Below are 13,781 nucleotides of genomic sequence, written 5' to 3'. Positions count from 1 at the left end.
CCACAATCCCACCGCCCACCGACACACACCCGCTGGCCCGAGGGCCCTGTCCGCATCCCGACGGGCACGGTCGAGCTTGTGCGGGCCGCCGACGACCCCTCGGGCGTGACAGTGCTGGTCAACGGCGTGCCGAGCTCGCATCTGGACCTCGAGGACCCGCGGCGGCTGTCCTTCGAGTACATGCAGCAGATGGCCGTGCTGCTCGGCCACACCGCCCCGGCCGGCGAGCCGTTGGCCGTCGTCCACCTCGGCGCGGCGGGCTGCGCCCTGGCCCGGCACGTCCACGCCACGCGGCCCGGATCCCGGCAGATCGCCGTCGAGCTCGACACCGCGCTGCCGGAACTGGTCCGCACCTGGTTCGACCTGCCGCGCGCGCCCGCCCTGCGGATTCGCGCGGGCGACGCCCGGGCGCAGCTCGAGGCAATGGCCGACGCCTCGGCGGACGTGGTCGTGCGTGACGTCTTCGCAGGCGACCGCACCCCCGAGCACGTCACGACTGTGGAGTTCGCGCGCGAGGTCGCGCGCGTGCTGCGGCCCGGGGGCCTCTACCTGGCGAACTGCGCCGACCGGCCGCCGCTCGCCCTCGCCCGCTCCGAGGCGGCCACACTGCTCGCGGTGTTCGGCCACCTGGGCGTCGTGGCGGAGCCGGGCCTGCTCCGCGGCCGCGGGTACGGGAACGTGGTGCTCGCGGCGACTGACAGCGGGGCGCTGCTGGCGTCCACGCAGGTGGAACGCGAGGTCCGGTCGCTGCCGGCGCCCGCGCGCTTGCTGACCGGCGAGGAGATGCGCGCCTTCGTCGGCGCGGCGCGCGTGCTCGCCGACCCGCCCGAGGCCGCGGAGCCCGCTGCCGGGGGCTCGGCCACAGAGCACGCCGCGGGCTGAGAGGGCGGGTCGGAGTCGGGTGACCTCCACCCCGCCCCGAGGCACGTGCCCCCGCTCCGGCACCTCGCCAGGCGCCTCACCGCCACCCCACCCAAGACGCAACAAGGCCGTGCCCCGGAGGGCACGGCCTTGTCGGTGCGCGCGGGCCCGGGCCTCACGGCCGGGGACTCAGCGAGCGCAGGTGATCAGAGCGGGCGGACCTGCTCCGCCTGGGGGCCCTTCGGGCCCTGCGTGATCTCGAACTCGACGCGCTGGCCCTCCTCGAGGGAGCGGTAGCCCTGCGAGTCGATCGCAGAGTAGTGGACGAAGACGTCAGCGCCGCCGCCGTCCTGGGCGATGAACCCGTAGCCCTTCTCAGCGTTGAACCACTTGACAGCACCCTGTGCCATGTTTCCTGTCCTTCTGTTCCAACCGGTGACGACGCCTGGCCCAGCGCCCTGCGTCGTGCCGCAATGCCTTGTCCCGCGTCCTGCACCGGGCAGACCAGCCGGTCGGCTGGAGGGTGCCGCTCGGTGGAGAGCGGCGCCGGTCAAGCGTCAGTACGTCACTGCAACAGTCGCGATTCTGTCATGGCGACCTTGGCGGCGCCACGGTTTGGGAGCCGTGATGGCCCCGGTTCGACAACGATCCGATCACGGCCTGGCGCGGGCTCAGCACCAGCCCAGAGCGGTCATCCGCCGCTCCGGGCGCGCGTCCTCGAACGGCTCAGGAGCCTGGGCCGTCCTCGGTGTGCTCCGCGAGGAACCGCTCGAACTCCGCGCCGAGCTCATCGGCGGTGGGGAGTTGAGAGGTCTCGGCCAGCAGTCCGGGGCGGCCGACGTTCCGCGTGAAGGCGTCGTACTGCTCCTCCAAGGCGTGCACCACCGCGGCGACCTCCGCCGAGTCGCTGACCTGCCGCTCGATCTCGGCGGCTGTCTGGTCGGCGGCCTCGGCCAGCGAGGCGAGCCGCAGGTCCAGGCCCGTGGCCCGCTCCACATGCTCGAGCGCGACCTTGCTCGCCTGGGGGAACTCCGACTGCGCCAGGTAATGCGGCACATGGACGGCGAAGCCCATCGCGTCGTGGCCCGACTCCCCCAGCCGCATCTCCAACAGGGCCGCGGCGCTCGCCGGCACCTGCACCGTGCCGAACCAGGAGGGGTGGTCGGCGACCAGCTCCGGGCGGGTGGCGTGCGCGGTGGCCGACAGCGGACGGGTGTGCGGCACGCCCATCGGGATGCCGTGCAGCCCCACCGTCAGCGGCACGTCGAAGCGCTCGACGATCTGCCGCACCGCGGCGGTGAACCGCTCCCACTGCACGTCCGGCTCCGAGCCGTGCAACAGCAGGAAGGGCGCGCCCTCCACATCCCGGACCAGGTCCACGGCCAGCGCGGGCTCGTCGTACGCCGTCCAGGCGCTCGAGTCGAAGGTCATGGTCGGTCGGCGCGAGCGGTAGTCGATGAGCTGGTCGACGTCGAACGTCGCGAGCCGGGTGGTGGTGAGGTTCTCCGTCAGGTGCTCAGCGGCCTTGCGCCCGGCGGCGCCGGCGTCCACGAAGCCCTGCAGGGCGTGCACCAGCACAGGTCCGGAGCCGAGCGCGGCGCGCGCGGTCACCTCGGCGGCGACCACAGGGTCCACGTCGTAGATCTCGCTCGGGTCGAGCATGGGTCCTCACTCTCGTGCCGACTCGGGCAGCGCATGCGCTGCTGCCCACCAGGTCAACACTCGGTGGCGCGCATGTCTTCCCACGTGCGCGGCCCGTCTCGCCGCGTGGTCAGCAGACGGCCGCGCAGGTCACGACCGGCTCAGCGGCCGGGCAGCCGGACGACAGTGACGAAGAACTCGTCGATCTGGCGCACGACCTCGATGAAGCGGTCGAAGTCCACGGGCTTGGTGACGTAGGCGTTGGCGTGCAGCGAGTAGCTGCGGACGATGTCCTCCTCGGCCTCCGACGTGGTCAGCACGACGACGGGGATCGAGCGGAGCTGCTCATCTTGCTTCAACGCGTGCAGGACCTCGCGCCCGTCCATCCGCGGCAGGTTGAGGTCGAGCAGGATGAGGTCCGGCGTGGTGGCGTTCGCGTACTCCCCCTCCTTGCGGAGGTACTCGAGCGCGCTCACCCCGTCGGAGACGACCGACAGGCGGTTCGTCACCTTGTTGTCCGCGAACGCCTCACGCGTCATGAGGACATCGCCCGGGTCGTCCTCCACCAGCAGGACGTCGATGTCTTTGTGCGAGTTGGGCACTCGTTCTCCTCGATGGCAGTCCGACCAGGGCAGGTCAGTTGTCGCGGGCCGGCGCCGCGGGCAGCGTCCAGCGGATGCTGGCGCCGATTTCCTGAGCCGGGTCGATCCAGATGCGACCGCCGTGGAACTCGACGATCTTCTTGCAGAGCGCCAGGCCGATCCCGGTGCCCTCGTACACGTCCTTCGGATGCAGCCGCTGGAAGATCAGGAACACCCGATCCGCGTACTGCGGATCGATGCCGATCCCGTTGTCGGTGCACCGTAGCTCCCAGGAGTCTCCCATCTCATGGGCCGAGATCTGAATCTGCGGCACACGGTCGGGGTGGCGGAACTTCACCGCGTTGCCGACGAGGTTCTGCAGGAGTTGGACGAGCAGCGCCCGCTCGCCCATCACCACCGGGAGATCGTCCGCCGTGATCTGCGCGTTCACGCCTGTCACGGCCTCGTCGAGGTTGTCGACGGCCTGCGCGAGCGCGTCGGCCAGGTCCACCGGCTCCTGCACGCCGTCCCCGCGACCGGCACGGGAGAAGCCGAGCAGGTCCTGGATGAGCTGCTGCATGCGCTTGGCTCCGTCGACGGCGAAGCCGATGTACTCGTCGGCGCGGTCGTCGAGCTGTCCGCCGTAGCGCTTCTGCAGCAGCTGGGTGAAGCTCGCGACCTTGCGCAGCGGCTCCTGCAGGTCGTGTGAGGCGACGTAGGCGAACTGCTCGAGGTCGCGGTTGGAGCGGCGCAGCTCCTCCGCCTGCTCGGTGAGCAGCTCATGGGCCTGCGCGACCTCGCGGGAGGACTGCTCGAGAGCGTCGAGCTGGTCGACGAGGGTGCGGCGCATCCGCTCCATGTCGAGCGCGAGGCCGGCGATCTCCCCCGGGCCGGTGACGACCACGGGGTGGGACAGTTCGCCCGAGCTGACCGCGCGCGCGTCCGCGGCGAGCGCGGCCACCGGGGCGGTGATCCAGCGGCGCAGCAGGACCCAGAGGGCGACGCCGACGGCGAGCGCGGCCAGCACCAGCACGACGACGGCGCCCGAGAGGATGGTCGTCCAGGTGGCGAGCTCGCCGCCTGCCTGGTCGCGCACCTGCCGCAGTTCGGTGAGGTACGCCTCCACCCCCGATCGGGCCGCGTCGAACAACGCCCGGCCGGCCTCGATCTGCTCGGGGGTGACTGACTCCACGCCCTGCGCCGCGACCTGCTCGATGAGCGGCTCGGCGAACTCGTCCTGCCAGCGCACGGCCGCGTCCGCCGCGACGCGGGCGGCCTGGGCAGCCCCGTCGGGGAAGCCGCGCGCCATGGAGTCGTCGGCCAGGGACGCGAAGGTCGTCGCCGAGTCGGCGGCCCGCTCGAAGGGCTCGAGGGTCACGGTGTCGCCGGTGAGCGCATAGCCGCGCACCGCCGTCTCGGCGTCGACGAGTCGGACGTAGGCGCCGTCGGCCCGGGTGATGGCGTCGAAGTGGACGACGGTCACCTGATTCTGCAGCTCCACCACTTGGGTCAGGGCCACGCCAGCAGCCCCGACCACGAGGCCGAGCAGCACCCCGGCGGCCACGAGCATCTGCCCGAGCCGTGACCGCAGCGTCGTGGCGCCCGCCGCGAGCGCGAGCGCGGGGCTCATGCGCCCCACCCGAGCACGACCAGCGCGGCGTCGTCCACGAGCTCGCCGCCGTGCAGCGCGCGCACATCCTGCAGGACGTCGGTGACCAGGTCGGCGGATCCGCGGGACAGGGCGGCGTCGACGAGCGAGCGCAACCCCTCCTTGCCGATCCGGTCCGAGCTCTCGCGGATGGTGGCCTCCAAAACTCCGTCGGTGTACATCATCAGCCGCCATCGCGGGCCCAGCTCGAGTCGCAGCGGGAGCCAGCCGCCTGAGACGGGGATGCCCAGCGCCCTCCCCCGTGCTGTCGACGGGAGGAGCCGGCTGCGATCGTCGATGAGCAGCGGCACCGGGTGGCCCGCCAGGTACAGGTCCGTGCTGGCGCGGTCAGGCGCCACCTCGAGCATCGCGACGGTGGTGAAGACCTCCGGCCGGGACCGCTCGGACTCGAGCACACGCTCGAGCAGCGGCAGGATCTCCCCTGCCGCGACCTCGGCGAGCACGAGGGTGCGCCATGCCGTGCGCAGCGTCGCCCCCAACGCCGCCTCGTCGGGGCCGTGCCCGCACACGTCGCCCACGAGCGCCAGCACACGGCCGTCGGCCCGCTCGACGACGTCGTAGAAATCCCCGCCGAGCAGCCCGTCCCGGCCTGCGCGGTACCCGACGCTCACGTGCAGGCGGTCGTCGCGCACGGCGGGGGTGGGCAGCAGTGCCCGCTCGAGCCGATTGGTCTCCTCCGCGCGCACCAGGCTCCGGTACAGCGCCCGGTCGGCGGCCTCGAGCCGTCGCCGCTGCACGGCGTACCGCACCGAGCGGCCGATCGTCTCGCTGTCGGCCTCGCCCTTGACCAGGTAGTCCTGTGCGCCCTGGGCGACGGCGGCGAGCCCGAGGTCGCCGCCGGACAGGCCGGTGAGCACCACGACGGCAGGCGCCCCGGCGGCGAGCAGCCGCTGGAGGGCGCCCAGTCCCATCGCGTCCGGCAGGCCGAGGTCCAGCAGCACGCAGTCCGCGTCGAGCCGCTCCAACGCCTCGTCGAGCGTCCGCGCCCGGACGATCGACGCGTCGAGGCCCGCGTCGAGCAGGCCCTCCTCGACGAGCAGCGCGTCCCCGTCGTCGTCCTCGACGAGCAGCACGCGGAAGGCCCCGTCGGTCGCCGCCTGGGCAGGCGGGGTGACCGCCAAGGACGGCGCCGCTGCTATGTCGGTCAAGGGGGTCCTCTCGTTGATGTCCGCCCTGCAGCGTAGATGCCTCACATGCGGGCCGCCCGAGCGATTCGGACATCCGGCACGATGCGGACATCGGCTCCTGTGCCGGATAATGGACGGCTGCCTGCGCCACGATCTGTGCGGGCGACGGTGTGTCGGGACAGACAGGGCGGTGGATGTGGCGGGCATCGAGTCGGAGCTGCGTGACGAGCAAGAGATGGTCGACAGGCTCTACGGCCGGTTGGACGCCCTCCGGGATCAAACCCGTGAACGGCTCGTGGACGTCCGGCGGCATGGGCCCTCGGGATCACCGCAGAACCGCAGCGAGCGCGACGCGTTCGCGACGCTCTACGAGGACCGGCTCGCCCAGCTCGAGTCCGTGGAGGAGCGGTTGGCCTTCGGCCGGCTCGACCTCGCGGACGGCGCGCGGCGCTACATCGGGCGCATCGGGCTGACCGACGCGGAGCACGCGTCGATGCTCACCGACTGGCGGGCGCCGGCGGCGCAGGCCTTCTATCGCGCGACCGCGGCACAGCCCGACGACGTGGTGCGCCGCCGCCACCTGGTGACGCGCGGCCGCTCCGTCACCGGCGTCGAGGACGAGGTGCTGGACCTAGACCACTTCGCCGAGGGCGCCGACGGCGCGGCGTCCGTGTCCAGCCTGTCGGGCGAGGGAGCCCTGCTGGCGTCGCTGGCCGCCGGGCGCACCGGGCACATGGCCGACATCGTCGCCACGATCCAGGCGGAGCAGGACGCGATCATCCGCTCCGAGCTGCAGGGGTCGCTCGTGGTGCAGGGCGGGCCGGGCACCGGCAAGACGGCAGTGGCGCTGCACCGCGCCGCCTACCTGCTGTACGCCCACCGGCGGCTGCTCGAGCGCTCCGGGGTGCTGCTCGTCGGCCCCAGCCGCACGTTCCTGCGGTACATCGACCAGGTGCTCCCCTCGCTCGGGGAGACCGGCGTGGTCACCTCCACGATCGCGGAGCTGTTCCCGGGCGTCGACGCGCCTGGCGTCGAAGACGACCAGGTGAGCGAGATCAAGGGGCGCGCGGTGTGGGCCCGCATCATCGAGCGGGCGGTGCGCCAGCGCGAGCGGACGCCCCGCGAGGCCACGGAGATCTCGGTGGACGGCCGGATCGTCGTCGTCGAGCCGTCGCATGTCGCGTCGGCCATCGCCCGCGCCCGCCGGGGCAACCGCCCCCACAACCTGGCGCGCACGTCGTTCGTGCGGGACATGCTCTCGCGGCTCGCCGACCAGTACATCGCGCAGCTCGGGTCGCCGCTGGCGCCTGAGGACCGCGCGGAGATCGTCGAGGAGCTGCGCACGACCCGCGAGGTGCGGATCGCCCTCAACCTGGCGTGGATGCCGCTCACCCCGCAGGGCCTCGTGCGGGACCTGTTCACCAAGCCGCACCGCCTCGACGCGGCGGCGCCCGAGCTGTCCCGCCGCGAACGACGCCTGCTGCAACGCTCCCCTGACGCCGACTGGACCGCCGCGGACGTCCCGCTGCTCGACGAGGCGGCAGAGCTGCTCGGCGAGGACGACCAGGCGGCCCGCGCCCAGGCCCGCGCCGACGCCGTCCGCCGCGACGCCGAGCTGGACTACGCCCGCCGCGTGCTGCAGTCGAGCGGCAGCGACGGGCTCGTCTCCGCCGAGATGCTCGCGGACCGGTTCGCCGCCACCGGCCCCCGCCTGACCACCGCCGAGCGCGCCGCAGCCGACCGGACGTGGACCTACGGCCATGTGGTGGTCGACGAGGCGCAGGAGCTGTCGTCGATGGCGTGGCGGATGCTGCTGCGCCGCGTGCCGACACGGTCGATGACCATCGTCGGCGACGTCGCGCAGACGAGCTCGACGGCGGGCGCCCGCAACTGGCAGGCGATGCTCGACCCGCTGCTGCGCTCCTCGTGGCGGCTGTCGGAGCTGACGGTGAACTACCGCACGCCCGCCGAGGTCGCCGACGCCGCGCAGCGGGTCGCCGTCGCGGCAGGCCTGCCCGTGAGCCCGCTGACGTCGGCGCGGCAGGTGCCCGGCGCGCTGGCCGTCGAACGGGTGGCACGCGCCGAGATCGCCGACGCGGCGGCCCGGCAGGCGCGCCACTGGATCGACGAGCTCGCGGCGGACGCGTCGGGCGGGCGTGTGGCAGTGGTCGGCGAGCCTGGGCTGCTGGCGGAGGCCGGCGACGCCTTGCGCGCGCACGGCCTCGGCGACGCGCTGAGCCCGCGCGCGACCAAGTCCGGGGGCGCCACGCTCGACGCCCCCGTGTCGCTGCTCACACCGCGGGAGAGCAAGGGCCTCGAGTTCGACGTCGTGGTGCTGCTGGAGCCGTCACAGGTCCTCGCGGCCAGCGCGGGCGACCTGTACGTGGCGATGACGCGCCCGACCCGGGCGCTGCGGGTCGTGCACAGCGAGCCCTTGCCCGACGGCCTGGGGGCCAGCCCCGCCTGAGCGCCGCCTTCCCGTCGCGCCGCCGTGGCTCGGCCGTCCGTGTCCGAGGGACGGGACCGGCTTGGGGTCTCGCGGCGGGGAGGCGCACCATAGGGGCGTGCTGCGCGCCCTTCTCCTTGAGAACCTCCATCCCCAGGCCAAGTCGATCCTCGAAGACGCCGGGTTCGAGGTGACCACCCGCACCGGCGCCCTGGACGAGTCCGAGCTCGTCGAGGCGCTGCAGGGGGTCCACCTCCTCGGCATCCGCTCCAAGACCCACGTCTCCGCGGCGGTGCTCGAGCAGGCCCCGGACCTCGTGGCGATCGGCGCCTACTGCATCGGCACCAACCAGATCGACCTGGCGGCCGCCGCCTCCCGTGGCGTGGCGACGTTCAACGCGCCGTTCTCGAACACGCGCTCGGTCGTCGAGCTGGCGATCTCCGAGATCATCGCCCTCACCCGCCGCCTCACCGAGTTCGACCGCTCGATGCACGACGGTGTGTGGAACAAGTCGGCGACAGGCGCGCACGAGGTCCGCGGGCGGACCCTCGGCATCGTCGGCTACGGCAACATCGGCACCCAGCTCTCGGTCCTCGCCGAGAACCTGGGCATGTCCGTGGTCTTCTACGACACCTCGGAGAAGCTCGCGCTGGGCAACGCCCGCCGGGCCGCCTCGCTGGACGAGGTGCTCGAGGTCGCGGACATCGTCACCCTGCACGTGGACGGGCGCGGCGGGAACGCCGGGCTCTTCGGCGCGAAGCAGTTCGCGGCGATGCGCCCGGGCGCGGTGTTCCTCAACCTGTCGCGCGGCTTCGTCGTCGACTACTCCGCATTGCGTGACGCCGTCGTCTCGGGCCACATCAGCGGCGCGGCCGTGGACGTCTTCCCCGTGGAGCCCAAGCGCAAGGGCGACCCCTTCGACTCCGAGCTGCGCGGGCTGCCGAACGTCATCCTCACCCCCCACACGGGTGGTTCCACCGAGGAGGCGCAGGAGGCCATCGGCCAGTTCGTCTCGAACAAGCTGCGCGACTACCTCACCACCGGCTCGACCACGCTGAGCGTCAACCTGCCCAATGTGGCCCTCGACCGGCGGCCGGACGCGCACCGCCTCGCGTACCTGCACCGCAACGTCCCGGGCGTGCTGGCGGCGGTCAACGCGACCCTCGCCGAGCATGGCGTCAACATCGAGGGCCAGCTGCTGTCGACACGCGGCGAGATCGGCTACGTCGTCACCGACGCCGGCGCGGCTGTCGACCCCGCGGTGGTCGAAGCCCTCGCCTCGCGCCCCGAGTCGGTGCGGCTGCGCCTGCTGACCTGATCCCACGGCAGTCAAGCGACAGACGGCGATGGCCGGGACATGAGTCCCGGCCATCGCCGTCTGTCTGTCGCCCAGCCTGTCTGTCGCCCAACCGAGGTCACCCGGCCGGTGCGCCCGTGGCCGCTCGGCCGCGGGTCGATCAGCCTGCGCGCAGGCTGCCGAGTGCGGTCACGCCGACCCGGACTTGCGCCGGAACTGTCGTTGCACGGGACCGGCGGTCTCGGAGCTGTGCACGGAGCCTGTGTTCGTCGAGCCGTCCGCCGTGCGGTGCTGCGCCGCCTTCTTGCGGTCGAGCGCCTCGCGGAACTTCGCCTTGGCGTCCTCAGACGCCGCTGGTGCGGTCGCCCTGTCGTCGTTCTGCGCCATCGCGGTGCCTCCTCATGGGTACTGCTTGTGGGGCGGCGAGCGGGGGTTCCGCGGCGCCACCGGTCCAGCCTTGCCGACATCGGCGCCGAATGCCAACGCATTGCCCTGCCAAGGGCCTGGCAGATCCTGTCGTGGACCACGCAGGGGCGGGTTGCGCGGCCGGGGTGGCCGGTGCGGTCGGGGCGGGTGGATCCGGCTAACGTCGACGCATGCACGACGCGCCCACAGCCAATGCGTCCCCGCTCCCCCTGCGCCGATGCGGGCGCAGCGGGCTGTGGCTGCCTGTGGTCACGCTAGGCCTCTGGCAGAACTTCGGGGAGTCCACGGCGTTCGACGCCCAGCGGGCCCTAGTGCTGCGGGCCGTCGAGCTCGGCGTCACGCACCTGGACCTCGCGAACAACTACGGGCCGCCGCCGGGCGCCGCGGAGCTCACGATGGGCAGGCTGCTCGCCGGCGACCTGAGGTCGCGCCGCGACGAGCTCGTCATCACCACCAAGGCCGGCTACCGGCAGTGGCCCGGGCCGTATGGGGAGCACGGGTCGCGCAAGTACCTGCTCGCCTCCCTCGACCAGTCGCTGCGGCGCCTCGGGCTGGACCACGTCGATGTGTTCTACAGCCACCGGTTCGATGCGAGCACCCCGCTCGAGGAGACGATCGGGGCACTCGGCGCCGCCGTCGCGTCAGGACGCGCGCGGGCTGTGGGCGTCTCCTCCTACTCCGCGGCCCGCACGGCGCAGGCGCTCGACGTGGCCCGCAGGCTCGGCGTGACCCTCACGGTGGCCCAGCCCGCGTACTCGATGCTCAATCGGTGGATCGAGCGGCCCGACCCGACGGCGGATGGCAGGTCGTTGCTCGATGTCGCGGCCCAGGGCGGGCTCGGCGTCGCAGCGTTCTCGCCACTGGCCCAGGGGATGCTCACCGACAGGTATCTCACCGGCGTGCCCGCGGACTCCCGGGCCGCCCGAGGCGGGCCGCTGCGCGCCTCCTATCTGAGCGAGGAGAACGTGGCCCATGTCCGCGCGCTCAATGCGGTCGCCCTGTCACGCGGGCAGTCCTTGGCGCAACTGGCGATCGCGTGGGCCCTGCGCGACCCGCGTGTGACGACTGTGGTGCTCGGCGCCCGCACCTCGGCCCAGCTCGAGGAGAACCTGGCAGCGCTGGACGGCCCGCCGCTGACTGAGTCCGAGCTCGAGGCGATCGACGCGGACGCGGTCGATGCCGGCGTGAACCTCTGGGGACCGCGTTCGAGCGATCTGTGAGCATGTGCCTTGACAGTCTGAGCGGCTTGTGAAGGCCGTACCTACTCTCTAGTAACTTACGGGAGCGTAGGTTACGATGGCGAGGTGGAATCAACCCTCGGACACCCCTGGCTCGCGTCCTACCCGACCGGCGTGCCCCCGAAGATCGACATTCCCGACGAGCCGCTGACGGCCACCCTCGAACGCGCCGCCCAGCGCTTCCCGGATCGCGTCGCCGTCGACTTCGAAGGCCAGACCACCACTTACCGCCAGCTCCTCGACGAGGTGGAACGCGCCGCAGGCGCGCTCCTCGCCCTCGGCGTCCAGCGCGGTGATCGGGTCGCGATCGCGCTACCCAACTGCCACACCCACGTCGTGGCCTTCTGGGCGATCCTGCGCCTCGGCGCAGTGGTCGTCGAGCACAACCCCACCTACTCGGCCTCCGAGCTCGAGCACCAGCTCGCCGACTCCGGCGCCGTCGCCGCGATCTGCTGGGAGCCGACAGCGGCCCGTGTCGCCGAGGTGCAGCAGAACACCCAGCTCCGCCACCTGATCGCCGTCGACCTCACCCGCGACCTGCCCCGCGTCAAGCGGATCGCCCTCACGCTCCCCGTCCCCGCCGCCCGCAAGCAGCGCGCCGCCCTGCGCGGGCCCGTGCCCGCCGGCGCGCTCGAATGGCACCGCCTCGTCGACGAGGCCCAGCCGCTGCCCGCGACGCACCCGGCGCCGTCCGTCGACGACATCGCCACCATCCAGTACACCGGCGGGACCACCGGCACCCCCAAGGGCGCGATCCTCACGCACCGCTCCCTCGGCTCGAACGCCGTCCAGGGCGCTGCCTGGACCCAGTTCGAGGACGGGACCGAGACGATCTACGGCGTCCTGCCGTTCTTCCACGCCTTCGGCCTCACGCTGTGCCTCACGTTCGCCGCCCGCATCGGCGCCACCCTCGTCGCGTTCGGCAAGTTCGACCCGGCATCCGTCCTCGCCGCCCAGCGCCGCCGCCCCGCCACCTTCCTGCCCGGCGTGGCGCCCATGTTCGACCGGCTCGCCGCGCTCGCCGAGAAGACGGGCGCCGACCTCAGCACCATCCGCATCTCGCTCGCCGGGGCCATGCCGATCTCCCGCGCCACCGCCGACCGGTGGGAGCGCCTCACCGGCGGGCTGCTCATCGAGGGCTACGGCCTCACCGAGACCAGCCCGGTCGCCCTGGGCAACCCGTGCAACGCCGAGCGCCGGCCCGGCGCCCTCGGCCTGCCGTTCCCCAGCACTGAGATCCGCGTGGTCGACCAGGAGGACCCGACCGTCGACGTCGCGCCCGGCGAGCGCGGCGAGCTGCTCATTCGCGGCCCCCAGGTGTTCAGCGGCTACTGGAACCGCCCCGGTGAGACCGCCGACCAGCTCCTCCCCGACGGATGGCTGCGCACCGGCGACGTCGTCGTCGTCGACGAGCACGGGTTCGCCACGCTGGTGGACCGGATCAAGGAGATGATCGTCACCGGCGGGTTCAAGGTGTACCCCTCGCAGGTCGAGAGCCACCTGCGCTCGATGCCCGGCGTCGCAGACGTCGCCGTCGTGGGAGTCCCCGGCGGGGACATGGGCGAGAAGGTCGTCGCGGCCGTCGTGCTCGACGACACCAACTCGCCGGCCATCGACCTCGCGGCAGTGCGCGCCTGGTGCGAGGAGCGTCTCGCCCGCTACGCGGTCCCCCGCGAGATCGTCATCGTCGCCGACCTGCCCCGCTCACAGATCGGGAAGGTGCTGCGGCGCGTTGTGCGGGACCAGGTCCTCGCTCGCGCCTGACCAGGGCATTCCTCAGCAAAGGCCCGATCGCGTCTTGCAGACGCGGTCGGGCCTTTGTGCTGTGCTGCGCCAGTCGGGCCCTACTCCGTGCTCAGCCCTGCTCCGAGCGGGCCTCGTCACCGGGGGCCTGCGCCTCGTCGTTCGCGACATCGCGCTCGGCGCGCAGCACCGTGATGGCGGCCTCGAAGTCCTCGAGGGAGTTGAACGCCTGGTAGACGCTGGCGAACCGCAGGTAGGCGACCTCGTCGAGCTCGCGCAGCGGGCCAAGGATGGTCAGGCCGATCTCATAGGCGTCGAGCTCGGCGGTGCCGCTCGCGCGGATCGTCTCCTCGACGCGCTGGGCGAGCAGGGCGAGGTCGTCATCGCTGACCGGGCGGCCCTGACATGCCTTGCGGACGCCGTTGACGACCTTCTCGCGGCTGAACGGCTCGGTGACGCCTGAACGCTTAACGACCGAGAGGCTCGCCGTCTCGACCGTGGAGAACCTGCGGTTGCACTCGGGGCACTGACGGCGACGACGGATGGAGGCGCCGTCGTCTGAGGTGCGCGAGTCGACCACGCGCGAGTCCGCGTGCCGACAGAACGGGCAGTGCACAGGAGGCTCCTCACCAGCTCGCCTGCCGCGCGTGGCGGCAGAGGACCGGTTTGACGACGTGCCGCGCTGGAGCACGGCATCACGGCGCCATTGACAGACGCCAGCAAAGAACCTATGACGTCTGGTCCTCGACCTG

The 13,781-nt window shown here is 72.5% G+C and carries 12 protein-coding genes; 5 read left to right on the top strand and 7 right to left on the bottom strand.

Translation table 11 applies throughout. From position 1 onward, the window contains the following. Positions 1 to 78 precede the first annotated feature (78 nt). Complete coding sequence (locus QUV83_RS13670; protein ID WP_289565263.1) at positions 79 to 882, top strand: spermidine synthase; 804 nt, start codon at positions 79 to 81, stop codon at positions 880 to 882. Between the two features lie 185 nt (positions 883 to 1,067). Here QUV83_RS13670 and QUV83_RS13665 read toward each other — a convergent pair whose 3' ends face one another. The 5 genes from QUV83_RS13665 to QUV83_RS13645 all read right to left on the bottom strand — a co-directional run bounded on the left by QUV83_RS13665 (position 1,068) and on the right by QUV83_RS13645 (position 5,900). Continuing rightward, positions 1,068 to 1,271, bottom strand: coding sequence for a cold-shock protein (locus QUV83_RS13665; RefSeq protein ID WP_066582120.1), 204 nt, complete (start codon positions 1,269 to 1,271; stop codon positions 1,068 to 1,070). A 316-nt stretch (positions 1,272 to 1,587) separates the two neighbouring features. After that, positions 1,588 to 2,523 (bottom strand): proteasome assembly chaperone family protein, encoded by a 936-nt coding sequence (locus QUV83_RS13660; protein ID WP_289565261.1) that lies wholly within the window; start codon positions 2,521 to 2,523, stop codon positions 1,588 to 1,590. A gap of 140 nt (positions 2,524 to 2,663) precedes the next feature. Continuing rightward, complete coding sequence (locus QUV83_RS13655) at positions 2,664 to 3,104, bottom strand: response regulator (RefSeq protein WP_289565259.1); 441 nt, start codon at positions 3,102 to 3,104, stop codon at positions 2,664 to 2,666. A gap of 34 nt (positions 3,105 to 3,138) precedes the next feature. Continuing rightward, on the bottom strand, positions 3,139 to 4,713 hold the full coding sequence (locus QUV83_RS13650; protein WP_289565256.1) for a sensor histidine kinase: 1,575 nt from the start codon (positions 4,711 to 4,713) through the stop codon (positions 3,139 to 3,141). Further along, a complete protein-coding gene (locus QUV83_RS13645) occupies positions 4,710 to 5,900 on the bottom strand; it encodes a PP2C family protein-serine/threonine phosphatase (protein ID WP_289565255.1) in 1,191 nt (396 codons plus the stop codon). The genes QUV83_RS13650 and QUV83_RS13645 overlap by 4 nt, the downstream gene beginning before the upstream one ends. Positions 5,901 to 6,075: 175 nt before the next feature. Here QUV83_RS13645 and QUV83_RS13640 point away from each other — a divergent pair, with 175 nt between their 5' ends. Next, a complete protein-coding gene (locus QUV83_RS13640) occupies positions 6,076 to 8,346 on the top strand; it encodes a HelD family protein (protein WP_289565254.1) in 2,271 nt (756 codons plus the stop codon). A gap of 97 nt (positions 8,347 to 8,443) precedes the next feature. Then, positions 8,444 to 9,643, top strand: coding sequence for a phosphoglycerate dehydrogenase (gene serA / locus QUV83_RS13635; protein ID WP_289565253.1), 1,200 nt, complete (start codon positions 8,444 to 8,446; stop codon positions 9,641 to 9,643). Positions 9,644 to 9,811: 168 nt separating this feature from the next. On the opposite strand, the gene QUV83_RS13630 is transcribed toward serA, so the two are convergent. Continuing rightward, positions 9,812 to 10,009 carry a DUF5302 domain-containing protein gene (locus QUV83_RS13630; RefSeq protein WP_289565252.1) on the bottom strand — a complete coding sequence of 66 codons (198 nt, stop codon included), beginning with the start codon at positions 10,007 to 10,009 and terminating at the stop codon, positions 9,812 to 9,814. A 209-nt stretch (positions 10,010 to 10,218) separates the two neighbouring features. Here QUV83_RS13630 and QUV83_RS13625 point away from each other — a divergent pair, with 209 nt between their 5' ends. Beyond that, the gene (locus QUV83_RS13625) at positions 10,219 to 11,268 is read left to right on the top strand and encodes an aldo/keto reductase (protein ID WP_289565250.1); all 1,050 of its coding nucleotides are present in this window, start codon (positions 10,219 to 10,221) and stop codon (positions 11,266 to 11,268) included. Between the two features lie 84 nt (positions 11,269 to 11,352). Further along, positions 11,353 to 13,050: an AMP-binding protein gene (locus QUV83_RS13620; protein WP_289565249.1), complete on the top strand. Its 1,698-nt coding sequence runs from the start codon at positions 11,353 to 11,355 to the stop codon at positions 13,048 to 13,050. Positions 13,051 to 13,141: 91 nt separating this feature from the next. Here the strand turns inward: QUV83_RS13620 and nrdR are convergent, their stop codons facing one another. After that, positions 13,142 to 13,645, bottom strand: a complete 504-nt coding sequence (gene nrdR / locus QUV83_RS13615) for a transcriptional regulator NrdR (RefSeq protein WP_289565248.1) — start codon at positions 13,643 to 13,645, stop codon at positions 13,142 to 13,144. Between the last annotated feature and the right edge of the window lie 136 nt (positions 13,646 to 13,781).

Origin of the sequence: Cellulomonas cellasea, assembly GCF_030372105.1 — a bacterium.
In the GTDB taxonomy this organism is placed as follows: domain Bacteria; phylum Actinomycetota; class Actinomycetes; order Actinomycetales; family Cellulomonadaceae; genus Cellulomonas_A; species Cellulomonas_A cellasea_A.
This window is presented reverse-complemented; position numbering and strand designations above follow the sequence as displayed.

What these genes read in the sequence shown, in the direction of transcription:
- QUV83_RS13665 (WP_066582120.1), bottom strand. Translation starts at nt 1,271, where the DNA reads ATGGCACAGGGTGCTGTCAAGTGGTTCAACGCTGAGAAGGGCTACGGG.
- QUV83_RS13660 (WP_289565261.1), bottom strand. Translation starts at nt 2,523, where the DNA reads ATGCTCGACCCGAGCGAGATCTACGACGTGGACCCTGTGGTCGCCGCC.
- QUV83_RS13650 (WP_289565256.1), bottom strand. Translation starts at nt 4,713, where the DNA reads ATGAGCCCCGCGCTCGCGCTCGCGGCGGGCGCCACGACGCTGCGGTCA.
- QUV83_RS13630 (WP_289565252.1), bottom strand. Translation starts at nt 10,009, where the DNA reads ATGGCGCAGAACGACGACAGGGCGACCGCACCAGCGGCGTCTGAGGAC.
- QUV83_RS13625 (WP_289565250.1), top strand. Translation starts at nt 10,219, where the DNA reads ATGCACGACGCGCCCACAGCCAATGCGTCCCCGCTCCCCCTGCGCCGA.